The sequence below is a fragment of the Aeromonas sp. Y318-3 genome, assembly GCF_027706185.1.
Taxonomy (GTDB): domain Bacteria; phylum Pseudomonadota; class Gammaproteobacteria; order Enterobacterales; family Aeromonadaceae; genus Aeromonas; species Aeromonas veronii.
On the sequence record NZ_JAPDCN010000013.1, the window covers coordinates 48,003 to 70,226 of the forward strand.

The following is a 22,224-nucleotide window of genomic DNA, read 5'->3' on the forward strand; positions in this document are numbered from 1 at the left end:
TGTCAGACGCACTCGGCCTGACGAACCAGCTGCCCCAGACGAATGGCATCCAGCGCGATCATTTTCTCTTCATTGGTGGGAATAACCGCCGCCAGTACCATGGACTCTGCCGCCGAAATTACCCGGCAGCCCTCGCTATTGGGACGCTGGTTAAACGGCTCGCTGATCGCTACGCCAAATACCTGAAGTCGTTCGCATACCAGCTTTCTGATAAAGGCCGAGTTCTCGCCGATCCCGCCGGTGAAAATAACGGCATCCAGCCGGCGCAATGAGGTGGCATGGCCGCCGATATGGCGGGCAATACGATGGACAAAAGCGTGAATGGCCAATTTTGCCCCGGGATGTCCTTCGTGATAGGCAGCTTCCAATACACGCATATCCGAGGAGAGCCCCGAAATGCCCAGCAGGCCGGACTGCTTGTTTAATACCCGCTCGATATCCTCGATGGATTGCCCCGTCTTGCTGGCGATATAGGCCAGCGCGCCAAAATCGATATCACCGCTGCGACTGCCCATGATCAGCCCCTCCAGCGGCGTCATCCCCATCGAGGTATCGACGCTCTTGCCATCCTGTACCGCACAAACAGAGGCGCCATTGCCCAGATGGGCGATAACCAGACCGGCATGCTGCTCATCCAGCCCCATGAATACGCAGGCCTGCTCGGCAACATAGCGATGGGAGGTGCCATGGAAGCCATAGCGGCGCACGCCGTAATCCTGCAGATATTGGTAAGGCAGCGCATAGATATAGGCTTCCGGCTTCAGGGTCTGGTGAAAGCCGGTATCAAATACCGCAATTTGGGGCTGGTCGGGAAATAGCTGGCGGGCGGCCATCACGCCGCTTAAATTGGCGTGATTGTGCAGGGGGGCCAAGGGTGACACCTGCTTTATTTTGGCCAATACATGTTCATCAATGATCACGGCTTCGCTAAATTCACTACCACCATGCGCAATCCGATGACCAATCAGCACAATCGAATCCAGCAGATCGCGCTTTTTCAATTCAGCCGCGATGGCAGCCAATGCACAGGTGTGGTTATTTTCAGCTAATGACATTGCGGGCTCTTTACCCACTTGCAATTGTGGATGGGCCGTCTCAATACCATCCGCCATACCGGATATCACCACCTCACAGGATTGACTCTCCAGTACCGAGAATTTGACCGACGAAGAGCCGCAATTGATAACCAGAACCAACGAATCACACTTCATTACATCGCCTCGATATTTATAATGTCGAGTCACTGCAGTCAGAACATATTTACCACTGTGTGTGGTGGCCAAATCACGGATAGCCTTGCCCTGGGCCTACATAATTGGGCCAACCAAGAACAGGTTATTGCGCACTTCTGACTGCGCCATGCAGACCCGCCAGGGGGCCTGAATGGCTGATGACTTGCAGAAAAGGTTTTCAGAACAGCTTGGAAACTATATTCAGGATGGTCAGCACACCGATGATGGTGACAAACAGGTTGCTGGCCTGACCTTTATATTTTGCCAGTGCCGGTGTCTTGCTCACCGCATACATCGGCAGCAGACAGAGCAGGGAAGCGATGATCGGCGCCCCCATGGCCTCAATCAGGTCGAGGATGTTGGGGTTCACATAAGCGACCAGCCAGGTCGACCCCATGATGAACAACATACTGACCATGTTGAGTTTTTTACTGGAAACCTTGCTCTTGTCGCCCTGGTAGCCAAAGCGGAGGATGAGGCCGTTCAACCCTTCCAGCGTCCCCAGATAGTGGCCAAAGAAGGATTTGAAGATGGCAACCAGCGCAATGATGGACGCCGCATACTCCAAAGTGGTGGCAAACGCAGACTTGCTGCCCGTCATTGAGGAGAAGTGGTTGGCCAGATAGGAGAGCACCGGAATGTTCTGGGCTTTGGCTTCCGCCATATTTTGCGGTGACAGGGTAAAGAGGCAGCTGAAGGCAAAGAACATCACCACGGTCACCATCAGCATGCTGGCACCGGAGATAATCTTCGAGCAGCGCTTCTCGGTAAAATCACGCCCGAACTCCTGCTCATACTCTTCCCGTTTGGAGACAATGAAAGAGGAGACAATCGGCGAGAAGTTGAAGGAAAAGACCATAATGGAGATCCCCAGCCAGACGGTAACCAGAATACCATCGTGACCAAACATCGATATCTCGCTCAGATTGACCTGATCAAAGACGGCACTGTTCCAGTACGGGACGAGGGAGAGAGAGATAACGATCAGACTGGCAATAAAGGGAAAGACCAGATAGCTCATCACCTTGACCATCAGATCTTTACCGAAGTAGATCACGAATGCCATCAACATCAACAATGCCAGTGCAACCACACCTCGATTAAGCGGAACCAACTGTAGTTGATGCTCCCAAAATGCCATAAAGGTATTGGTGATCGTCACACCATATATCCACAGCAGTGGGCAGATGGCAAAGAAATAGAGGAAGGTAATTACCACTCCACCCATCTTGCCAAAATGTTCTTCAACGGTTTCGGTAATATTTGCCGATGGATTACTGCCAGAAAGACATAATCTGGCCAACGCCCTGTGGCAATAAAATGCAATGGGGTAAGCCAGCACCAGCATGATTAATATTGGGATCAGGCCACCATATCCGGCCCGGATGGGAAAGAACAAGACCCCCGCCCCGATAGCAGTACCGAAAAGACCTAATCCCCATGTGGTATCCGATTTACGCCATGCACGCGTATTCTCTTTACTGCCGGTGACAACACTGTCTAATATCATGACTGCATTCCTTACAGGCTAAATTGACGAATATTGTTCTGTTCGATAATTTCGGCGATCCGGGTCAGATCAATATTGCCACCCGAAATAATGCTGACGGTCTTTTTACCTTCGACATAATGTTTCAGCTTGCCACTGAGCAGCGCTGCCGAGGCCAGAGCTCCCGCCCCTTCGGTAATCACCTTGTTGCGCTGAATAAGGTCAACCATGCTGTGACGAATATCATCCTCGGTGACCAGTACAATATCATCCACCAATTGTTTGACGATTTCGAAGGTCAGTGAACCGGGTCTTGCCACATCACAGCCATCGGCCAGCGTGCTGCTGGTTCTGTGATTGGTCATGGTGCCGGCATAGAAAGAAGCCGCCATACCGTGCACATTCTCGGATTGCACACCAATCACCTTGATGGTCGGATTAATAGATTTGATAGCCATGGCAACACCGGCAATCAAACCACCGCCACCGATCGGCACTATAATGTTATCGACATCATACAAATCTTCGATAATTTCCAGGCCAATGGTGCCCTGGCCGGCAATCACTTTTGTATCGTCGAAGGGGGGGATAAATACGCGACCTTCCATCTCCACGATTTCGCTGACTTTGGCAATGGTGTCATTGAAGTTATTTCCATGGAGGATCACTTTGGCTGAATAGTCACTGGTTGCAGCAATTTTTGATTTGGGGGCACAGCAAGGCATGACCACCTTGGCATCAATTCCCAGCATAGCACTGGAGAGTGATACACCTTGGGCATGATTGCCCGCCGAGCAGGCGACAACACCTTTTTGTCGGTCTTCCAGACTTAATGAACTGAGCTTGTTGAAGGCGCCACGAATTTTAAAAGAACCTGTACGTTGCATGTTTTCAAGCTTGAGGTAAACCTCGCCATGGCAACGTTCACTGATGTAGTTAGAGGGTAGTTGCGCGGTCTTGTATATATGATTGGTCAGTCTTTTTTTGGCTTCAGTAATATCATGAAGACCAATGGGCAGATTGCTATACATCTTCATCGCAAATCTCTTTTTATTTATTAATTTGTAGGGTTTTATTTCACAGGGCGAAGCGATACTAGGTTCTATCACTTGCAATTAATGTGAGCATAAACACAAAAAAATCTACAAAGAGACTGCGTTTAGGTGAAATTATCAAAAAATGTGATGGCAGCAACACTTGAATCCAAATGGATTAAAAAAAGTAATCAGATATTGGCAAAGTATATAATTAACAACTCCAAAACAAAGCCGTAAAGATTAGATTTTTCAGGGCAATTGCGTTGCTTTTTGCAACCGACAATCAGTTGCTTGCCTGCCAGAACCGAGACAATAAAAAAAGGAGCCCATATGGCTCCCCCTCGACAACACAGAACCGATTACTCGGCTGCAGCATCATCTTTCTTGTACTTGGCAGCAGTCTCTTTGATCAGAGCCTGCAACTCGCCAGCCTGGAACATCTCGATCATGATGTCACAGCCACCGATCAGCTCACCTTCAACCCACAGTTGGGGGAAGGTCGGCCAGTTGGCGAATTTTGGCAATTCGGCGCGGATATCCGGATTTTGCAGGATATCAACGTAGGCAAACGGCTCGCCGCAGGACATCAGAGCCTGGGAGGCCTGGGCAGAGAAGCCACAGCTGGGTAGCTTGGGGGAGCCCTTCATGTAGATGATGATGGGGTTGTCAGCCAGCTGCTGCTTAATCTTTTCAATAGTTTCCATAGGTGCCTCACTAGAGCGATTTCGGCGGCCATTCTACTGCAATCTTGCCCGAGCACAAACTGACAAAGAGGTGACCCGGCTTGAATTGTGCAAAGAACCCACACAGGATTGATCGCGATCATGGCGCCAATCAAGAGTTGTTAGGCCATCTTTGATACTGCTACAATCCCTTGGCTTTGGGCTACCCAGCCCCATCATTTTAAAAACAACTCTTTTCACATATAGAAAAGAGTACGCAATGTCTTGCAACCGTCGCCTTCGCACGGTCCAGCCAATGGAGAGTAGAAAATGGCATTCGAACTTCCCGCTCTGCCCTATGCAATCAACGCTCTGGAACCGCACATCTCCCAGGAAACTCTGGAATATCACCACGGCAAGCACCACAACACCTACGTGGTCAACCTGAACAATCTGGTGCCGGGTACCGAGTTTGAAGGCAAGTCTCTGGAAGAGATCATCAAGACCTCCAACGGCGGCATCTTCAACAACGCCGCCCAGATCTGGAACCACACCTTCTACTGGCACTGCCTCTCCCCGAATGGCGGTGGCGAGCCGACTGGCGCCCTGGCTGATGCCATCAACAAGGCATTCGGCTCCTTCGCCGAGTTCAAAGATGCCTTCACCAAGTCTGCCATCGGCAACTTCGGTTCCAGCTGGACTTGGCTGGTGAAGAAAGCTGACGGCTCTCTGGCTATCGTCAACACCTCCAACGCCGGCTGCCCGCTGACTGAAGCCGGTACCACCCCGCTGCTGACCGTTGACCTGTGGGAGCACGCCTACTACATCGACTTCCGCAACCTGCGTCCGAAGTACATGGAAACCTTCTGGGCTCTGGTTAACTGGGAATTCGTGGCCAAGAATCTGGCTGCTTAATCAGCCTCGCTTGCCAAAACGCCCCGCACTGCGGGGCGTTTTTTTATCTCGATAGGGCTGCGTAAATGAATAAGGCGCCCGCAGGCGCCTTTTACATATCGAGATGACCCGCTTACTGGTCCAGCTCGTCCATGTATTCATCCAGATTGGCATCGTCAGCCTGCTCTTGCTGAGACGCTTTCAGCTCGGTCTGCTTGCCCGTCACCTTGCCCTGGTTATATTGCAGGTAGAAGTCCTTGGTCAGCGCATAAGGATCGAGGGAGTTGTCGATGATCCGCTCCTGATCGATCAGCTTGGCACGTGTGCCCAAGCCATCCAGTGCCCAATGTGCAACCTTCATCGGGAAGGTTAACAAGGCATAGGGGAAGTAGAAGCTGTCAATCGCATCGCCAACCAGCTCCCGGGTGGTAGTCGGGCCGTAAACAGGCACCATGATGTAGGCACCATTACCGATATCGGCCCTGCCCAGCACGGTATCCATCTCCAGCTTGTTGCGCTCAAGGCCGGCATGTTTGGCCACATCGAAGATACCCAGCAGACCGACCGTGGTGTTGAGTGTAAAGCGCCCCAGGTTGGTGCCTGCCCCTTTCAAATCACCGGTGATCAGATGGTTCACCATGCTGCTTGGCTCATCAAAGTTGGCAACAAAGTTGGCAATGCCATCCTTCACCCCTACCGGAATGTAGCGGGCATAGGCATGTACCACAGGACGTGCCACATAGGGCTCCAGCACATCATAGTTGACCGCCCACATGGCCCGGTTGGCCCCTTGGAAGGGATCGCGCGGATCGGCCGCCGTACTGGTGGCTCCCGGATTATTCATGCCGGGATTGAGATCCAGACTCTCTGGGCCAGGCTTGGGTGGGCCACCGGCACAGCCAGCCAGCAAGAGGGCTGCCAGTATGGCCCCTGAACGAAGATACATATGATTGTCCTGACGTTTTATTTTGATTTATCAGAAGTATAGATAACCCGGCTCCTATCCAGGAGCCGGGTTATCCAAAGGCATATTAGAGGGCGTGATCGATGCGGATGTCAATCGGAGCAGCAGGGATCTCGGCCGTCTTGACCGGCCCGGATACCCCTTCGAAGGCTCCTTCCTTGTTCATCACATTGCCACCGCGCGAGAGACGTGCCTTGAACTGCAGCTCCGGATAGGCCGCCAGTTTGCTACCTTCCATCATGGCATCGCCATCCCCGAGTGACAGGGTAACAGGCAAGGTTGGCCCTGCGATACGCTTCACGGCGATGGGCATAGGCGGCCCGTTGGGCACCACGGCAAAGACGAAGAGATGGGCATCTTCCGGCATCTGAATGCCCGCCGCCAACGTGACGTGGATGGGGAATTCCCCCTCCTTCACCGCCAGCGGTTGTCCCTCAACTGCGCCCGCTTTGGCTGCGCCTGAATTCGTCACCTCGATGCCGCGCTGTTTAAGTTGCGCGCGGGCATACTCCATGGAGCGCTCGACCATCACGTAACGGGGGGTACCTTTCTCCATCAGTGGCAACATCGCCTGCCAGCGAGCCAGCGCGGTCTGGAAGTCCTCTTTTTGCAGCGCCATAAAGGCATAGACGGAACGCGCTTCAATATTGTCCGGATCCTGCGCGATAGCAGCCTGCAACAGGGCATCCGCTTGCGCCTCATCCCCCGTCATCATCAGCGCCTGCGCGTAAGGCACCGCCACCAGCGACTTCTGGGGGGCAAGCGTGTAGGCCCGCTCCAGCGCCTCGCTGGCCATCTCGGGATCATTGCCATCCAGCGCCAAACGTCCCAGCAGCAGCCAGCCGCGGTAGTCGTTAGGTTCATCCTTGAGGCGGGTACGCAGTGCCAGCGTGAAATCCAGCAGGTCCTGCTCGGTCACCTGGGCATCCCGCTCCACCAAAATGCGGTTGCTCAGCTCGCCAAGACGGCTGCTGGCATCTTGCCAACGGCTCACATCTTGCCAGGAGCCCAACTTGTAGTAGAGCCCCAGACTCACCACCAACAGCACCAGCACACCCGGGATCCAGATCAGACTCTTGCCACTGCGGGCAGTCTGCTCCACATCGGGAATATCATCCAAGAGACTTCGTTGCAGCTCGACCAGCGAGTCGGACTCCTCAGCCAGGACACCCTGCTCGCGCTCTTCGCCAATCTCCAGCAGCCGCTGGCGATAGAGCTGTTTGTTGAGCGCCGAGCGACTGATGCTCTGTTTGCCTTCACCACGCCACAGAGGCACGACGAGCGCCAGACTCACCAGCACCAGCAAGCCCGCAATCACTATCCAAAAAGCGGTCATTGTTTCTCTTCCTCTTTGAGCAGCTCGGCCAGTCGGCGCTGCTCCTCCTCGCTCAAGGCGTTATCCAGTTGTTTTTTCACCGCAGGGGGCCGGCGACTGCGCATCACGACCACGGCGCCACCAATCAGGATCACCAGCAGCGGACCGAGCCAGAGGATCAGGGTGGAGGCCATCAGGGGCGGGTTATAGAGGATAAAGTTGCCGTAGCGGGCCACCATGTAATCCACGATCTCCTCTTTATCCTTGCCCTCGCGCACCATCTGGTAGGTCTTGTCGCGCAAGTCCTTGGCCAGCCCCGCATTGGAGTCGGCGATATCCTGGTTCTGACACTTGGGGCAACGCAGCTCCTTGGTCAGTTCGCGAAAGACCTGCTCCTGATTGTCGTTGTCGAAGGTGTAGACATCGATAGCGGCCATGGCCGGCGCTTGCACCCCCCATCCCAGCAACAGCAGCAGGGAAGCAATAAATACTCTCATCAGGACTCCCCTCACTTCATGGCATCAAAGATGGGCTTGAGGGTCGATGCCCAGTTCTCGGGGTTGATGTCCCCCACGTGGCGATACCGGATGATCCCCTTGCTGTCGATAAAGAAGGTCTCCGGCGCGCCATATACCCCGAGATCCAGTCCCAGCATGCCGTCCGGATCATAGAGGTTAACCTGATAGGGGTTGCCCAGCTCCGCCAGCCACTTGATCGCCTTGTCGCGCTCATCCTTGTAGTTCATGCCAATGATGGGAATGCCCTGCCCCGCCAGCTGTTTGAGGTAGGTGTGCTCGCCATAGCAGGTCGGACACCAGGTAGCCCAGACGTTGAGCAGCATGGGGCGACCAGTCAGGATACTGCGATCGTGCTGCTTTTTCAGATCGTAAATGTCCTGCAGGGTGAACACCGGCACATCTTTACCCACCATCACGGACTCAAGCTTGGTGGGATCTGAGTAGAGCCCCTTGAACAGGAACACCGCCCCCAGCAAAAAGACGATAAAGGGGATTAAAAACAACCAGGTCTTTTTGTTCATGCCTTGGCCTCCTCCTCACGACGGCCGAAACGGTAACGCTTGTCGAGCATCGCCAGTACGCCACCAATGGCCATAAAGACGCCGCCGAACCAGATCCAGCGCACGAACGGCTTGTAGTAGATCCGCACAGCCCAGGCTCCGTTGTCGAGCTGTTCCCCCAGCGCCGCATAGAGATCGCGGGTGATACCGGCATCGATGGCCGCTTCGGTCATCGGCATCCGGGTCACCTTGTACATCCGCTTCTCGGGCTTGAGCAGGGCGACCTGCTTGCCATTCTTGTGCACTTCCAGCACGCCCTTGAAGCCATCGTAGTTGGGGCCGTTCTTCTCCTTGATCCCGGCAAAGACGAACTCGTAATCGGCAAAGTGCACCCGATCACCCGCCTGCATTCGCAGATCCTTCTCGATGCTGTAGTTCTGGGTGCAGGCGATACCAATGATGCTGACCGCCAGTCCCACATGGCCGAGGATCATGGCCCAGTGGCTGTTGCCAAGCTTGCGCACACCGACTGCAAAGCTGTGCTTGTGGGTCGCTCGCGCCCAGGTCTCCTGCACGCTGGTGACGATGATCCAGGCGCCCAGACCAATCCCTACCGCCGCCCACGGCTTGAAGGTTTCGGCAAAGAGCAGCGGCAACAGCAAGGCTGCGGCCAGACTCAGCACCAGTGCCACAACCACCTTGCTTTTGAGTTCCCCCAGCTCCTGACGACGCCAGCGAAACAACGGGCCAACCCCCAGCAGCAGGGCAAACGGGATGATCAGCCAGCTGTAGATGTGGTTGAAGAAGGGGGTACCGATAGAGATGCTCCCCAGCCCCAGCTCCTTGTGCACCAGCGGCAGCAAGGTACCGAGCAGCACGGTCAGCAGACCCGCTACCAGCATGATGTTGTTACAAAGCAGCAGGGTCTCGCGGCTCCACAGCTCGTGTTTGCCGTGGCTCTTCACCTGCGAGCCTTTAAAGGCAAACAGCAGCAAGGAGGAGCCGATCACCGCCAGCAGGAAGCCGAGAATAAACAGACCACGGGTCGGATCCGAGGCAAACGCATGCACCGACACCAGCACGCCGGAGCGTACCAGGAAGGTACCCAGCAGGCTCAGCGAGAAGGCTGACAGGGCCAGCAGCACGGTCCACGCCTTGAAGGTGGCACGCTTCTCGCTCACCGTCAGCGAGTGCAGCAGAGCGGTACCCGCCAGCCAAGGCATGAAGGAGGCGTTTTCTACCGGATCCCAGAACCACCAGCCGCCCCAACCGAGCTCGTAGTAGGCCCACCAGGAGCCGAGCACGATGCCCAGGGTCAGGAATACCCAGGCCGCCATGGTCCATGGTCGCGACCAGCGGGCCCAAGTCGCATCGAGACGGCCGGTCATCAGCGAAGCTATGGCAAAGGCAAACGCCACCGAGAAGCCCACATAACCCATGTAGAGCATCGGCGGATGGAAGATAAGACCCGGATCCTGCAGCAGCGGATTGAGGTCACGACCATCTACCGGGAAATAGGGCAAGGTGCGGGTGAAGGGATCGGAGGTGAACAACACGAAGGCAGTGAAGCCGACCGAGATCAGCCCCAGCACACCGAGTACCCGAGCCACCGCATCGAGCGGCAGACGGCGGCTGAACATGGCTACCGCCGCGGTCCAGCCACCCAAGGTCAGTACCCACAGCAGCAGGGAGCCTTCGTGGGCGCCCCACACCGCCGAGATGCGATAGGCGAGCGGCAGCAGGCTGTTGGAGTTAGTGGCCACATACTGCACGGTGAAGTCGTTATCGATAAAAGCCCAGGTCAGGCAGATAAACGACAGCAGCAGCAACAAGAACTGGGCATAGGCGAGCGGACGGGCCGCCGACATCATGCCAAGACGCCCCCAACTGGCGCCCAGCAGCGGGTAGCTACCCAGCAGCAGGGCGGTGGCAAAGGCCAGGATCAGCGCAAACTGACCTAATTCCGGGATCATGAAGGCATTCCTTTCAATTGAACGGTGACAACAGCCGCACCACGCACGGCAGGCAAAGCGGAAAAGGCAAACACCACAGGGATCACTGCTTGGCTCCCTTCAACTGCGCCTCGGTATACTCCGGCTTGAAGTGCATGCCGTTGGTGGCATCGGCCACTTCCGGCGGCATGTAGTTCTCATCGTGCTTGGCCAGCACCTCGAACGCCTCTACGGTCGTGGCATCCTTGAGGGTGCCCTGGGCAACAATCCCCTGCCCTTCACGGAAGAGATCCGGCAGGATGCCATCAAATTGCACCATCACCTGATGACCACCATTGTCGATCAGGTTGAAGCTGACCTTGAGGCTGTTTGGATCGCGCTTGACAGTGCCGGGGACCACCAGACCACCAATGCGCAGGCGCTGCCCCTCTTCAGGCTTGATCTTGTCCGGCCCCTTCCCCTCCACCAGCTCGCTCGGGGTATAGAAGAGGTCGATATTCTGACTGAGGGCGTAGAGCACCAGCCCGCTGACGGTCGCCAGACCCAGGGTGATGGCAAGAATGATGGTGAGGCGTTTTTTGCGTCTCGGGTTCATAGGGTGTTCTCCATCTGCTGGGCCGCCTTGCGACGGGCCTCACGCGCCTGTTTGCTGCGCAACTCGGCGAGCAAGCTGCGGGTTTTCATGCGGGTAGAAATGATGATGCCGACCAGACACACCAGCGTCAGGCCAAATGAGAGCCAGACATAGAAGGCGTAACCGCCCATCGCCATAAAATCACTGAAAGACGCAAAGTGCATGCTTACTTCTCCTGCTCTGCAATCTCTTTGACCCAGGGGCGATGCCACTCCCGCATCAGGAGTTCATTGCGAAAACGCATCAGGGTCAGGGCACCGAGAAACGCGGCAAACGCCAAGATCATGATCAGCAGCGGCCAGAGCATCTCCGGTGAAATGGAGGGTTTGTCAAATTTGGTGATGGTGGCCCCCTGATGCAGGGTGTTCCACCACTCCACCGAGTAGTGAATGATGGGCAGGTTGATCACCCCAACCAGTGCCAGAATGCCGGCCGCACGGCCAGCGACCACCTTGTCGCTGAAGGCGTTGTAGAGAGCAATCACGCCGAGGTAGAGAAACAGCAGGATCAGTTCAGAGGTGAGCCGTGCATCCCACACCCACCAGGTTCCCCACATCGGCTTGCCCCAGGCGGCACCGGTAAAGAGGGCAATAAAGGTAAATACGGCGCCGACCGGCGCAATGGCTGCAACCGTCATGTCCGCCATCCGCAATTGCCACACCAGGCCGATAAAGGCGGCAACCGCCATGGTGGAGTAGGCTCCCATGGAGAGAATGGCGGAAGGCACGTGGATATAGATGATCCGGAACGAATCTCCCTGCTGGTAATCCGCTGGCGCAAACGCGAGGCCCCAGACAGTACCGATCACAAACGAGAGCAGACTAATCACCGCAAACCAGGGCAACAGCGTGCCTGCCAGCTGATAGGCACGCTCCGGTTTGGCATAAGGGTGCAACCATTTCCACATAGCTCACAAAACCTTTTTGTTATTAATCGTTTGGCGAGGCCTACCATACCGACCACGGGGCAGCATCAAATACCCCGAAAGCAATAAGCGGCACTCTCCTTGATCCATCGCAACATTATTTTTTGCAAAAAGACCCCATTCGGAGCCAAATTCGGTTCAGCTCACGGCCATCAGTTTAGGCTGACCCGCAACGCTGCCGACACAGCCAGCGGAGTCAGTGTCAAAGCCCCCACCAGCATGGCGGCCAGAATGGCCAGCTGCCCGCCATAGGGCAAGCTCATCCCCGCGGCATCGATGGCTGAGGTGGCAAAAATCAGTACCGGAATATAGAGCGGCAGGATCAGCAGACTAAGCAGCACCCCGCCTTTGCGCAGTCCCACCGTCAACGCGACTCCGACCGCGCCGAGCAGACTCAATACTGGAGTGCCCAGTGCCAGCGTCGCGACGACAGCCAGATAGGTGTTCATATCCAGCGACAGCAAAATCGCCAGCAAGGGAGAGATCAGCAGCAGCGGCAATCCGGTCAGCAGCCAGTGAGCGACCACTTTCGCCAGCGCCAGCAAGCCCAGCGGGTGCGGCATCAACATCATCTGCTCCAGCGCGCCATCGGCAAAGTCGTCGCGAAACAGTCGCTCCAGCGACAACATGGCCGCCAATAGCGCCGCTACCCAGATAATCCCCGGGGCAATACGGGCCAGCAGTTTGGGCTCCGGGCCAATCCCTAACGGAAACAGGGTGATGACGATGAGGAAAAACCAGAGCGGATTGAGAATATCGGAACGCTGGCGCAGAGCCATCAGCAGTTCACGGTGAATAAGGTGCATAACAGCGCGCAACATGGCGTTACTCCTGCAATGTCGATGCGAAGGGGGTCAACGAGATAGTCTTCAGCCGTCCCTGCATCAGGGTCAGATCCTGATGAGTGGTGAGGATCACCATGCCGCCCCGCTCGGCGTGGGCCAGAAAGAGCTGCTCGAGCACCTTGACCCCTTGCTTGTCGATGGCGGTAAAGGGTTCATCGAGGATCCAGAGTGCCGGTTTCTGTGACAGCCAGAGTCTGGCCAGAGCCACCCGGCGTTGCTGGCCGGCAGAGAGTTGCCCGGTCGGGTTCTCTTCAAACCCGGCCAGCCCTACCCGGGCCAATATCTGCCACAAGTCGATCTCTGTTTGCTGCGGGTGATGTAACTGCTGGTAGAACTTCAGGTTTTCAAAAGGGGTCAGCGCCGCTTTGACACCCGGCTGATGACCGAGATAGAGCAGATTGGCATGATACTCATCACGACAGTGACGAATATTCTCCCCATTCCAGCACACCTCACCGGCAAACGGCTGCGACAGCCCGGTCAACAACCGCAACAGGCTTGTCTTGCCGACCCCGTTGGGCCCTTCAATTTGCACCAGATCGCCGGGCGCAACAGAGAAAGAGAGGTGTTCAAACAGAGTGCGATCTTCGCGCACGCAGCTCAGATTGTTAACTTGAAGCAGCATGGGGATTTTTTCAGAGAAAATGAAGCGGTCTGCATCTTAACACAGTATTGGAATACGTCTTTTCAAAGATGCAACAATTGAACTGACTGGCGACCGGGATCACAAAGAAAATGTGGTAGAAACCATCCGCTCAACGCAGCTGGGGGAAAAGCGGCTGAACGCCATAAAATTCAGGAAGGCAATTGCCTTCCTGAATCATCAAGAGCGACCTTTTCGCAACGATATCAAGAGCTCAGCCTCTGCCTTTGGCAACTCGCACTCACTCATGACTTCATCAAGATCGGCGCCCAGTTCGACCATCTTGGCCGCTCGGCTGTAGAGCCTGCGTTCGGGATCCTGCATGGTCAGCTCTTGCTGGCGCTCATTGACCTGCTGCATCGCCCCTTCCACTGACTGCAGACGCTGCCCCATGCCAATGGCGCCGGTATGGAGTTCCATCATCTGCTTGCGCAAGCTTTCCAACTGACCTTGCAGCGTTGCCACACTGGCCTCGGACTCCTGCTTGCTGCGCTTGCTCTTGAACCAGATATAAGAGGCAAACGCCAAGGCAATCAGGGACATCCCCAAGGCAACCATCTCGATTATCAAAACATCACCTTACTTATCAGAGGGAACCGATATCTTCCCACTCTTCATCGGAGAGCAGCTTGTTCAAGTCAACCAGGATCAGCAGTTGCCCATCGCGGTTGCTCACCCCCTGAATAAACTTGGCGCTCTCTTCAGTGCCGACCGCAGGTGCCGCATCGATTTCGGAAGAACGCAGATAAACCACTTCCGCCACGCTGTCTACCATGATGCCGATCACCTGCTTCTCGGCCTCGATGATCACAATCCGGGAGTTTTCACTAACATCACCGGAAGGCAGACCGAAGCGGGAACGGGTATCGATGACAGTCACCACATTGCCACGCAGGTTGATGATCCCCAGTACGTACTCAGGCGCACCCGGCACCGGTGCAATTTCGGTGTAGCGCAACACCTCCTGAACCTGCATCACATTGATGCCGTAGGTTTCGTTTTCCAGTTGGAAGGTTACCCATTGCAGCACTTCATCTTCGGCCAGATTCTGTGCAATATTGCGCTTTTCTGTCATGTTTTTATTCCTTTTATGAAAACGTCTACTGCTAAAACTAGCAATAAAACAGCTCGATTGCAGAAGTTATCAGCGACCTTCTATGTTAACCCCACGTTCCAGCAACAGGAGCAGTTCGCGGACGTGTAACAGGGCACACATTTTTTCTTTGACCATACCAGCCAACCAGGGGCGCTTGCCCTCCTGATGGCGCCATTTCACCTGGTCACGGTGTAACAATTCAGTCCCTTTGAGATGATGGCAGGCTAATCCCCACGGCGATTCACCAAGCATAATCAGATACTTGTAATCATCGATCTCGAGATGCTGACCCGGCATGACCCACTGGGCAGTATCGACCACATTCATCTTCTGCTCGCGGGAGGTCATGATCCCCTTGTACCAACCCGGTTGGCCAAACAGGGAGGTGATCTCGCCCAGCTGATGAATACCACCCAGCTCGGTCAACGGCACCGCAAACGTCACACCCGCGACTTCAAAGAAAAGGGCCTGAAACTCTTTGCCGGTATCGATATTTTCCCAGGTGACCGGTTCACTGGCCTCTACCGGAGCAACCTCCAGCGCCGTCTCGGTCAGGATAGTAGTATGGGGCTCCGCAACCTCGGGGAGCAGCACCTCCTCAGGCCATTCAGGCTCCACCGGCAGCAGTGATTCCTCTGCCACAATCTCCAGCGGAGTGGTGAGTGTTATCTCCTGGGTGAAGGCATCATTTTCGAACTGGACTTGTCCCACCTGAGCCAATAGCTCACCAAGTTGGGCAAGCCGTGGATCGCTTTCGAGGTAAGGTGCGGCGACTACCTCAGGGACGCTTTGGGGCTGACGTTGCAACTGTAAAACAGGGGCGGATTGAGCCTCTTCCACCTCATCCAGCACCAGTGGCTCATCGAGCAGCAGGGAGTGGAAATAGTCATCCATCGCCCGAACTTGAATGGTATCTCTCATGCCGTCACCTCATGAACCCGTTGCCGCTCAAGGGCATCAAGATGATTGAGCAGCGTTTCATATGCATAGGTTCCACGACTCCCGGGAGAATAGATAGACGGGGGGATATGCAGCAAGCTGGCATCCCGAAACTTGGTATCAATAGGGATCACCGCGTTCCACACCGAATCCCCATATTGATCCTTGATCGACTTCAAGGTCATCAGAGAGGCACGGGTGCGCTTGTCGAACATGGTCGGGATCACGGTATAACGGAACTTGTCACGCTTGGAACGCTGCATGATCTCGAATGTTTTCATCATCCGCTCCAACCCCTTGAGGGCCAGAAATTCGGTCTGGACAGGCACCAGAATGCGATCGCAGGCAGCCAGCGCGTTGACCATCATCACCCCCAGTACTGGCGGGCAATCGATTAGCACATAATCATATTGCTCCTGAATGCGCAGCAGTGCCCGCTTCAGTACCAGTCCCATCCCCTCACGATTGCCCATCACCCGATCAAGGGTCGCCAAGGTAATAGATGCTGGCAGCAAGTTGATATTTTCAAACTTGGTCTTGAGCGTCAGTTTATTGACAAGCTCGGCTGTCGGTTTGACAGCTTGAAACAACTCATAGAGGGTTCCATCCAGGCGATCTGAATCAAAATCAAGATATGCAGTCAGCGAAGCATGGGGGTCGGTATCAATCAACAGCACCCGTTGGCCACGCTGGGCCAGGATCCCCGCAAGCGAGACCACTGTGGTGGTTTTACCCACACCACCTTTCTGGTTGGCAACCGTCCAAACAATCACTGTATCAATCCTGCCTTGTTGTTATGCGTATGCCACCACCGGGCAAGGTGATCACCTTTATCTCTCCTGCATCCACCGCCTGTTGTACAGCAGGAATCGGTTCAGCAACTACCGTAGGCGTTGCAACCACAGGTGCTGGCGGCACCCAGGCAAACTTGGAGATAGCGACCACAACCTTGCGATTCTGCAGTCTGCCCTGCTCGCTGCCGTTGTCAGCAAAGGGGGAAAACTCGCCATATGCCTCGAACGCCAGACGCTGGGGGGCGATCCCATCAGCAATCAAGCCATTGAGTACCGCTTCGGCCCGAGCAGCAGAAAGCGCCCAGTTAGAACGATAAATTTCATTATTTATCTGTTGGTTATCGGTATAACCCCGAACCCTTACATAGTTATCGACCGGTTTGAGAATACTTGAAAGAGTATTAATGACCGGTGCAGCGTTTGGTCCCAAAAAGGCACTACCGCTGCCAAACAACAACCCGGAACTAAGTTCTATCGTCAGCCAATTCTCATCTTGCGTCAGTTTGACGATACCGGCATCCACCAGCGAGCCCATGCTCTGTTGCAACTGCATATCGAGTTTTGCAAGTGTCGCGCCATCTTGCAGCACTGGCACACCAGAAATAGGAGCAAGTGAAGGAGAGGGGGATGCTGGGCTTTCCAGCAATGATGGAGAGGCAGATACCGGGTTATCCAGCAGGGAATTACCCTGCCCTTCAAGCAAGCCATTGCCGCCAGACTGCATGACACTGAACGCCTGGCTCATACCATCAATCACCGCGCGATACTTGTCCTTATTCACCAGTGCAACAGAGTAGAGCACCACGAACAAGGCAAAGATCAGCGTCATATAATCGGCATAGGAGACCAGCCAGCGGTCAAGATGCTCGCGACCCTGCAAGTGCAACCGATAGCGCTTGCGCATGGCTACTCTCCTTTCAAATAGGCCCTGAGCCGGCGTTCAACCTGCAAGCCGTTTTCACCATGGGCGATAGCCAGCAGCCCTTCAAGGGTCATCTCCTGAAAGAGTGCATAGTGATAGTGAAATGCGCGTAACCGATTGGCGATAGGCAGGTAGATGAGGTTGGCAAACCCCACTCCATAGATGGTTGCCACAAATGCCACTGCGATCCCCGCCCCCAGCGCAGACGGGTCTTCGAGATGAAACATGGCCTGGATCAGGCCCAGCACGGCACCGATGATCCCGATGGTCGGACTGTACCCCCCCATGGCTTCAAATACCCTGGCGGCATGTTCATTGCGCTCCTGCTCGATATCGATGTCCGCTTCCAGCAGCATACGGATATCCTCTGTGGAGACCCCATCGACAATCATACCAAGCCCTTGGCGGGTAAAGTTGTCTTCCTCCTGCTCGGCCTGATTTTCAAGGGCAAGCAGCCCTTGCTGGCGCGCAAAGACGGCCCATGACTGCAACCGTTCGGCCTGCGTCGCAAGATCCTGGCGGGGAGGGGTAAAAATCCATAACAGCTGGCGCAACGCCAGCAGGATGTACTTGGCTGGAGTCTGCAACGTGACGGCGCCGATGGTACCACCCAGCACGATCAAAAAAGCGGGGCCGTCCACCAGCGTCAACAGGGAGCCGCCATGCCACAGTTGGGCAATGGCAATAGCCCCCAATGCCAGGAGCAGACCGAGCAAGCCCATGATTAGCGCCCCAACTCAACCAGAATACGCTGGGCCACCTTGTCCAGAGGGAGTGATTCGCTGGCAATCCCCGCTTTAGCTACTGCTTGGGGCATACCATATACCACGCAGGAAGCCTCATCCTGAGCCCAGATGGTTGATCCCTGCTCTTTCAGCAGTCTGGCGCCATCACGGCCATCTGCGCCCATACCGGTCAGCACAATCGCCAATACCTTGTCGGCATAGGTCTTGGCCGCAGAGGCAAAGGTAATATCCACACAAGGCTTGTAATTTACCTTGTCGTTGCCATCCACGATGCGAATGCGAGCCCCTGCACCACGACCTTCCAGCAGCATCTGTTTGCCACCGGGAGCAAGGTAGGCATGTCCTGGTTTAAGCACATCGCCATCTTCCGCTTCCTTGACGCCAATCTGGCATAACCCGTTGAGACGGGCAGCAAACGCGGCGGTAAAAGTGGCTGGCATATGCTGGATAAGCAGGATTGGATGGGGAAAATCCCCCGGCAACTTGGTCAGCACATTTTGCAAAGCAACAGGCCCGCCGGTAGAAGTACCGATCGCCACCAACTGATAACTCTTGCCACTACGCTTGAATGAAGCACTTGGCACAGTGCGTTGCAGGTCAGGCTGACGATCAGGAGTTCTGGACGCTGTGCTGCCCAGAGGAGCACGAGCAACCGGTTCAGGTGCTTTGGGGCGAGCAGCGGATGTCATCAGGAAGCGCTTGCGGGAGATCTCCTTCACCCGCTGTTGCAACAGTCTGACCGCTTCATCTTTGTCTCTGGCAATGTCCTCAAACTTCTTGGGCAAGAAGTCGAGGGCACCGGCGTCCAACGCATCCAGCGTAGCCTTGGCCCCTTCATGGGTCAGGGAGGAGAACATCAGAATGGGGGTTGGGCACTTGGCCATGATCTCCCGCACCGCACTGATGCCATCCATCACGGGCATTTCGATGTCCATGGTGATCACATCAGGGCGCAGCGACATCGCCTTGTCCACCGCTTCACGTCCATTCTGGGCCGTATCAATCACCGTCAGCATGGGATCCTGATTGATGATCTCGCTCACCCGACGGCGAAAGAAGCTCGAATCGTCGACAACTAATACCTTGACTGCCATTGTTGTTTTTCTAACTCCTTGGGCCTGAGCTATTAATGTCTACGCGCATATGCTTTGAGCAGACTCGGCACATCCAAAATAAGAGCAATTCCGCCATCACTGGTAATGGTCGCACCGGCCATGCCAGGGGTGCCTTGCAGCAGATTATCGAGTGGCTTGATCACCACCTCTTCCTGACCAATCAGGCTGTCTACCACAAACCCGATTTGCTGAGTGCCAATCTGCACGATCACCACATGTCCGGTATCCTGGCGTGAACGCTTGTTGGCGCCACGAATCAACCACTTGTGCAGATAGAAGAGCGGTATCGCCTTCTCTCGCACAATGATGGTGAGCTGGCCATCAACCATGTTGGCCTTTTTCAGATCCAGATGGAAAATCTCGTTCACACAACCAAGGGGAAGTGCGAAGGTCTGCTCACCCACTTCCACCATCAGAGTCGGCAGAATGGCTAGCGTCAACGGAACCTTGATTTCGAGACGGGTACCTTTCCCCCAGGTGGAATCGATGTGCACCGATCCATTGAGGCTGACAATGCTGGTTTTAACCACATCCATTCCGACACCACGGCCAGAGATATCAGAGATCTCGGCCTTGGTTGAAAAGCCCGGAGCAAAGATCAGGTTATAGGCATCGTTGTCACTCATGCGAGCGGCAGTATCTGCATCCAGAACACCGCGACTGATTGCGATGGACTTGAGTTTCTCAGGATCCATCCCTGCCCCATCATCCTCGATGCAAAGCAGAATATGGTCACCTTGCTGGGAAGCGCTAAGGGTAATTGTCCCTTGCCGCGGCTTGCCCGCTTTCTCCCGCACATCCGGCATTTCGACCCCGTGATCGCAGGAGTTGCGAACGAGGTGAACCAGAGGATCGGCGAGCGCCTCTACCAGGTTTTTATCAAGATCGGTCTCTTCCCCCACCATCACCAGCTCAATCTCTTTCTTGAGGGTTCTGGCCAGATCACGCACCACGCGCGGGAAACGACCAAATACCTTCTTGATTGGCTGCATGCGGGTTTTCATCACCGCACCTTGCAGGTCAGCCGTTACCACATCCAGATTGGCAACCGCCTTTGACATCTCTTCATCATTACTGGCAATACCCAGGCTCACCAGCCGGTTACGAACCAGTACCAACTCACCTACCATGTTCATGATGACATCGAGGGTCTTGGTATCCACCCGCACCGTCGTATCGCTTTGCACGGCACTGTTTTCTGCTGGCGCAGGCGCCGCCTTGGCAGCAGGCGCTGGTGCCTTGGCTGCTTCAGCGGGTTTTGCGGGGGCTGCCGGTGCTGGTTTGGCAACAGGAGTGGCCGGTTTGGGCGGAGTCACCGCAGCAGGTGCGGCAGGTGCGGCAGGTGCGGCAGGTGCGGCAGGTGCGGCAGGTGCGGCAGGTGCGGCAGGTGCGGCAGGTGCCATAGTACTCTGAGGCCCTTGACCACGACCATGCAATTCATCAAGCAGGCGTTCAAACTCATCATCATCGATAAGCTCGTCCACCTCTTTTTGCACGGACTTCAGAGGATTCACCTCTGGCGCCCCCATGTGCTGTCCCTGGCCATGGAGCTGGTCCAGCAAGGCCTCAAACTCATCATCGGTGATATCGCCAGAGCCACCCGCTATCGGGGCTGCAGCAGCCGTCTTGGTCGGAGCCCCACCCACGCCGTGGAGCTCGTCCAGCAGACGCTCGAATTCGTCTGCAGAAATTTCATCGATCGAGCCGCCGCCATTGACAGGAGCAGGCTCGCTGCTGATGGCTGCGGGTTCAACAACTTCTGAAACAACTTCTTCAACAACTACTGGTGCTGCAGGTTCAGATTCTACAGCCGCAGCCGCACTGGTAGCCGTGCGCAGTTGCTCTTCCCCTTCCGGCTTGCACAACTCATGGAGGTCATGAAGCAAATCATCTGACGCAGGGCTGGGTGCTTCGCGATTTTGAACCTGGGCGAACATGACATTGATGGCATCCAGCGCTTGCAGGATCACATCCATCAGCTCCGCAGTAACGGTTCGCTTGCCATTACGCAAGATATCGAATACGTTTTCCGCACCGTGGCATACATCAACCAGTTCACCGAGCGACAGAAAACCTGCCCCCCCTTTCACGGTATGGAAACCGCGAAAGATGGCATTCAACAGGTTCTTGTCATCGGGCCGCTTTTCCAAGTCGACCAGTTGTTCAGACAACTGTTCCAATATTTCGGATGCTTCGACCAGAAAGTCTTGCAGTATGTCTTCATCAACTTCGAAGGCCATGCGTCACTCCATTAGAATCCCAAGCTAGACAGCAGATCGTCCACATCATCCTGACCATTGACCACATCGGCACGAGCCTCAGGGTTCATGATAGGGCCCTCTGCTTCAATCCCGTTGACAGGAATACTACGAGTTGAATGCTCAGCAGAAGCCTCACCAAACATGGTCAGCATTTCTATTAATTTTGTTTCAACTTCCTGAACAAGCTTGATGACCTTGCGGATCATCTGACCTGTCAAATCCTGAAAATCTTGTGCCATCAGGATTTCTGTCAGCAGTTGCCGTAATTTATCGGCATCAGACTCTGAAGCCTTAATAAAATCATCAAGTTGGTGACATAAGGATTTGAACTGCCCCACGCTCATGTCACGAGACATTAGGGCATTCCAGTTCGGCATCACCAACTGGATATTGTCATTCAGGCGATCCGCTATCGGCAAACTGGCTTCCACCGCATCCATTGTGCGATTGGCCGCTTTGTCGGTCATATCGATAACGTAGCTCAAGCGTTCCCGAGCATCGGGAATGTCATGAGTAGCCAAATCGGGAATACGGGGGTCGAGGCGAAATTCTTGAAGTGAATCATGCAGTTGTCGGGTCAGCTGACCTACTTTTTCAAACAGATCGGCTGCGTTGGGGGCACATACTTCGGCAAGCAGTTCATCGGCCAGCTCAAATTCGCCTTGCTCCAGATGAGCAACAAGCATCCTTGCCTGGTCGAGCGAAATCATTGCTCTCGTTTTGGCCATCATCCCTGCAGCT

General features: G+C 55.0%; 24 protein-coding genes. 1 reads left to right on the forward strand and 23 read right to left on the reverse strand.

The genetic code is table 11. From position 1 onward, the window contains the following. Nucleotides 1–2: 2 nt before the first annotated feature. The 4 genes from tdcD to OKB77_RS17040 all read right to left on the reverse strand — a co-directional run bounded on the left by tdcD (nucleotide 3) and on the right by OKB77_RS17040 (nucleotide 4,462). Complete coding sequence (gene tdcD, locus OKB77_RS17025; RefSeq protein WP_270818015.1) at nucleotides 3–1,211, reverse strand: propionate kinase; 1,209 nt, start codon at nucleotides 1,209–1,211, stop codon at nucleotides 3–5. 199 nt (nucleotides 1,212–1,410) lie between these two features. Next, nucleotides 1,411–2,742: a threonine/serine transporter TdcC gene (gene tdcC, locus OKB77_RS17030; RefSeq protein WP_270818016.1), complete on the reverse strand. Its 1,332-nt coding sequence runs from the start codon at nucleotides 2,740–2,742 to the stop codon at nucleotides 1,411–1,413. A gap of 11 nt (nucleotides 2,743–2,753) precedes the next feature. Beyond that, nucleotides 2,754–3,758 (reverse strand): bifunctional threonine ammonia-lyase/L-serine ammonia-lyase TdcB, encoded by a 1,005-nt coding sequence (gene tdcB, locus OKB77_RS17035; RefSeq protein WP_270818017.1) that lies wholly within the window; start codon nucleotides 3,756–3,758, stop codon nucleotides 2,754–2,756. A gap of 359 nt (nucleotides 3,759–4,117) precedes the next feature. Further along, nucleotides 4,118–4,462, reverse strand: a complete 345-nt coding sequence (locus tag OKB77_RS17040; protein ID WP_005353650.1) for a Grx4 family monothiol glutaredoxin — start codon at nucleotides 4,460–4,462, stop codon at nucleotides 4,118–4,120. A 288-nt stretch (nucleotides 4,463–4,750) separates the two neighbouring features. Here OKB77_RS17040 and sodB point away from each other — a divergent pair, with 288 nt between their 5' ends. Beyond that, nucleotides 4,751–5,335 carry a superoxide dismutase [Fe] gene (gene sodB / locus OKB77_RS17045; RefSeq protein ID WP_005334664.1) on the forward strand — a complete coding sequence of 195 codons (585 nt, stop codon included), beginning with the start codon at nucleotides 4,751–4,753 and terminating at the stop codon, nucleotides 5,333–5,335. Nucleotides 5,336–5,447: 112 nt separating this feature from the next. Here sodB and OKB77_RS17050 read toward each other — a convergent pair whose 3' ends face one another. From OKB77_RS17050 to OKB77_RS17140, 19 genes are all read right to left on the reverse strand, one after another. Continuing rightward, the gene (locus OKB77_RS17050; protein ID WP_005334673.1) at nucleotides 5,448–6,260 is read right to left on the reverse strand and encodes an MlaA family lipoprotein; all 813 of its coding nucleotides are present in this window, start codon (nucleotides 6,258–6,260) and stop codon (nucleotides 5,448–5,450) included. Between the two features lie 85 nt (nucleotides 6,261–6,345). Continuing rightward, on the reverse strand, nucleotides 6,346–7,614 hold the full coding sequence (gene ccmI, locus OKB77_RS17055; RefSeq protein ID WP_270818018.1) for a c-type cytochrome biogenesis protein CcmI: 1,269 nt from the start codon (nucleotides 7,612–7,614) through the stop codon (nucleotides 6,346–6,348). After that, on the reverse strand, nucleotides 7,611–8,090 hold the full coding sequence (locus OKB77_RS17060; RefSeq protein ID WP_139433172.1) for a cytochrome c-type biogenesis protein: 480 nt from the start codon (nucleotides 8,088–8,090) through the stop codon (nucleotides 7,611–7,613). Before OKB77_RS17060 ends, ccmI begins: the two co-directional genes overlap by 4 nt. An 11-nt stretch (nucleotides 8,091–8,101) precedes the next feature. Next, complete coding sequence (locus tag OKB77_RS17065) at nucleotides 8,102–8,632, reverse strand: DsbE family thiol:disulfide interchange protein (protein ID WP_270818019.1); 531 nt, start codon at nucleotides 8,630–8,632, stop codon at nucleotides 8,102–8,104. Continuing rightward, nucleotides 8,629–10,584, reverse strand: coding sequence for a heme lyase CcmF/NrfE family subunit (locus OKB77_RS17070; RefSeq protein WP_270818020.1), 1,956 nt, complete (start codon nucleotides 10,582–10,584; stop codon nucleotides 8,629–8,631). The genes OKB77_RS17065 and OKB77_RS17070 overlap by 4 nt, the downstream gene beginning before the upstream one ends. 82 nt (nucleotides 10,585–10,666) lie before the next feature. After that, nucleotides 10,667–11,158, reverse strand: coding sequence for a cytochrome c maturation protein CcmE (gene ccmE, locus OKB77_RS17075; RefSeq protein ID WP_201949994.1), 492 nt, complete (start codon nucleotides 11,156–11,158; stop codon nucleotides 10,667–10,669). Further along, nucleotides 11,155–11,361: a heme exporter protein CcmD gene (gene ccmD / locus OKB77_RS17080; protein WP_005353657.1), complete on the reverse strand. Its 207-nt coding sequence runs from the start codon at nucleotides 11,359–11,361 to the stop codon at nucleotides 11,155–11,157. Before ccmD ends, ccmE begins: the two co-directional genes overlap by 4 nt. A 2-nt stretch (nucleotides 11,362–11,363) precedes the next feature. Continuing rightward, nucleotides 11,364–12,104, reverse strand: a complete 741-nt coding sequence (locus OKB77_RS17085) for a heme ABC transporter permease (protein ID WP_005334687.1) — start codon at nucleotides 12,102–12,104, stop codon at nucleotides 11,364–11,366. Nucleotides 12,105–12,274: 170 nt separating this feature from the next. After that, on the reverse strand, nucleotides 12,275–12,943 hold the full coding sequence (ccmB, locus tag OKB77_RS17090; RefSeq protein ID WP_005353658.1) for a heme exporter protein CcmB: 669 nt from the start codon (nucleotides 12,941–12,943) through the stop codon (nucleotides 12,275–12,277). Nucleotides 12,944–12,947: 4 nt separating this feature from the next. After that, on the reverse strand, nucleotides 12,948–13,592 hold the full coding sequence (ccmA, locus tag OKB77_RS17095; protein WP_005362034.1) for a cytochrome c biogenesis heme-transporting ATPase CcmA: 645 nt from the start codon (nucleotides 13,590–13,592) through the stop codon (nucleotides 12,948–12,950). 198 nt (nucleotides 13,593–13,790) lie between these two features. Further along, the gene (locus OKB77_RS17100; protein WP_005334692.1) at nucleotides 13,791–14,168 is read right to left on the reverse strand and encodes a DUF2802 domain-containing protein; all 378 of its coding nucleotides are present in this window, start codon (nucleotides 14,166–14,168) and stop codon (nucleotides 13,791–13,793) included. Nucleotides 14,169–14,196: 28 nt separating this feature from the next. Further along, entirely contained in the window at nucleotides 14,197–14,685 is a 489-nt protein-coding gene (locus OKB77_RS17105) for a chemotaxis protein CheW (protein WP_005298836.1), read from the reverse strand. A gap of 69 nt (nucleotides 14,686–14,754) precedes the next feature. Further along, the gene (locus OKB77_RS17110) at nucleotides 14,755–15,627 is read right to left on the reverse strand and encodes a chemotaxis protein CheW (RefSeq protein WP_270657367.1); all 873 of its coding nucleotides are present in this window, start codon (nucleotides 15,625–15,627) and stop codon (nucleotides 14,755–14,757) included. Continuing rightward, nucleotides 15,624–16,418 (reverse strand): ParA family protein, encoded by a 795-nt coding sequence (locus OKB77_RS17115; RefSeq protein WP_005353663.1) that lies wholly within the window; start codon nucleotides 16,416–16,418, stop codon nucleotides 15,624–15,626. The genes OKB77_RS17110 and OKB77_RS17115 overlap by 4 nt, the downstream gene beginning before the upstream one ends. Nucleotides 16,419–16,422: 4 nt before the next feature. Next, nucleotides 16,423–17,343, reverse strand: a complete 921-nt coding sequence (locus OKB77_RS17120) for a flagellar motor protein MotB (RefSeq protein WP_270657368.1) — start codon at nucleotides 17,341–17,343, stop codon at nucleotides 16,423–16,425. Nucleotides 17,344–17,345: 2 nt separating this feature from the next. Further along, on the reverse strand, nucleotides 17,346–18,083 hold the full coding sequence (locus OKB77_RS17125) for a flagellar motor protein (protein WP_167570997.1): 738 nt from the start codon (nucleotides 18,081–18,083) through the stop codon (nucleotides 17,346–17,348). Between the two features lie 2 nt (nucleotides 18,084–18,085). Next, complete coding sequence (locus tag OKB77_RS17130) at nucleotides 18,086–19,201, reverse strand: protein-glutamate methylesterase/protein-glutamine glutaminase (protein WP_113740463.1); 1,116 nt, start codon at nucleotides 19,199–19,201, stop codon at nucleotides 18,086–18,088. Between the two features lie 32 nt (nucleotides 19,202–19,233). Continuing rightward, nucleotides 19,234–21,462: a chemotaxis protein CheA gene (locus OKB77_RS17135; RefSeq protein ID WP_270818021.1), complete on the reverse strand. Its 2,229-nt coding sequence runs from the start codon at nucleotides 21,460–21,462 to the stop codon at nucleotides 19,234–19,236. An 11-nt stretch (nucleotides 21,463–21,473) separates the two neighbouring features. After that, complete coding sequence (locus OKB77_RS17140; RefSeq protein ID WP_005353668.1) at nucleotides 21,474–22,214, reverse strand: protein phosphatase CheZ; 741 nt, start codon at nucleotides 22,212–22,214, stop codon at nucleotides 21,474–21,476. Between the last annotated feature and the right edge of the window lie 10 nt (nucleotides 22,215–22,224).

Bases quoted from the DNA above. Each gene is read 5' to 3' on its own strand.
- tdcD (WP_270818015.1), bottom strand. From the start codon at position 1,211: ATGAAGTGTGATTCGTTGGTTCTGGTTATCAATTGCGGCTCTTCGTCG.
- tdcC (WP_270818016.1), bottom strand. From the start codon at position 2,742: ATGATATTAGACAGTGTTGTCACCGGCAGTAAAGAGAATACGCGTGCA.
- tdcB (WP_270818017.1), bottom strand. From the start codon at position 3,758: ATGAAGATGTATAGCAATCTGCCCATTGGTCTTCATGATATTACTGAA.
- OKB77_RS17040 (WP_005353650.1), bottom strand. From the start codon at position 4,462: ATGGAAACTATTGAAAAGATTAAGCAGCAGCTGGCTGACAACCCCATC.
- sodB (WP_005334664.1), top strand. From the start codon at position 4,751: ATGGCATTCGAACTTCCCGCTCTGCCCTATGCAATCAACGCTCTGGAA.
- OKB77_RS17050 (WP_005334673.1), bottom strand. From the start codon at position 6,260: ATGTATCTTCGTTCAGGGGCCATACTGGCAGCCCTCTTGCTGGCTGGC.
- ccmI (WP_270818018.1), bottom strand. From the start codon at position 7,614: ATGACCGCTTTTTGGATAGTGATTGCGGGCTTGCTGGTGCTGGTGAGT.
- OKB77_RS17060 (WP_139433172.1), bottom strand. From the start codon at position 8,090: ATGAGAGTATTTATTGCTTCCCTGCTGCTGTTGCTGGGATGGGGGGTG.
- OKB77_RS17065 (WP_270818019.1), bottom strand. From the start codon at position 8,632: ATGAACAAAAAGACCTGGTTGTTTTTAATCCCCTTTATCGTCTTTTTG.
- OKB77_RS17070 (WP_270818020.1), bottom strand. From the start codon at position 10,584: ATGATCCCGGAATTAGGTCAGTTTGCGCTGATCCTGGCCTTTGCCACC.
- ccmE (WP_201949994.1), bottom strand. From the start codon at position 11,158: ATGAACCCGAGACGCAAAAAACGCCTCACCATCATTCTTGCCATCACC.
- ccmD (WP_005353657.1), bottom strand. From the start codon at position 11,361: ATGCACTTTGCGTCTTTCAGTGATTTTATGGCGATGGGCGGTTACGCC.
- OKB77_RS17085 (WP_005334687.1), bottom strand. From the start codon at position 12,104: ATGTGGAAATGGTTGCACCCTTATGCCAAACCGGAGCGTGCCTATCAG.
- ccmB (WP_005353658.1), bottom strand. From the start codon at position 12,943: ATGTTGCGCGCTGTTATGCACCTTATTCACCGTGAACTGCTGATGGCT.
- ccmA (WP_005362034.1), bottom strand. From the start codon at position 13,592: ATGCTGCTTCAAGTTAACAATCTGAGCTGCGTGCGCGAAGATCGCACT.
- OKB77_RS17100 (WP_005334692.1), bottom strand. From the start codon at position 14,168: ATGGTTGCCTTGGGGATGTCCCTGATTGCCTTGGCGTTTGCCTCTTAT.
- OKB77_RS17105 (WP_005298836.1), bottom strand. From the start codon at position 14,685: ATGACAGAAAAGCGCAATATTGCACAGAATCTGGCCGAAGATGAAGTG.
- OKB77_RS17110 (WP_270657367.1), bottom strand. From the start codon at position 15,627: ATGAGAGATACCATTCAAGTTCGGGCGATGGATGACTATTTCCACTCC.
- OKB77_RS17120 (WP_270657368.1), bottom strand. From the start codon at position 17,343: ATGCGCAAGCGCTATCGGTTGCACTTGCAGGGTCGCGAGCATCTTGAC.
- OKB77_RS17125 (WP_167570997.1), bottom strand. From the start codon at position 18,083: ATGGGCTTGCTCGGTCTGCTCCTGGCATTGGGGGCTATTGCCATTGCC.
- OKB77_RS17130 (WP_113740463.1), bottom strand. From the start codon at position 19,201: ATGGCAGTCAAGGTATTAGTTGTCGACGATTCGAGCTTCTTTCGCCGT.
- OKB77_RS17135 (WP_270818021.1), bottom strand. From the start codon at position 21,462: ATGGCCTTCGAAGTTGATGAAGACATACTGCAAGACTTTCTGGTCGAA.
- OKB77_RS17140 (WP_005353668.1), bottom strand. From the start codon at position 22,214: ATGATGGCCAAAACGAGAGCAATGATTTCGCTCGACCAGGCAAGGATG.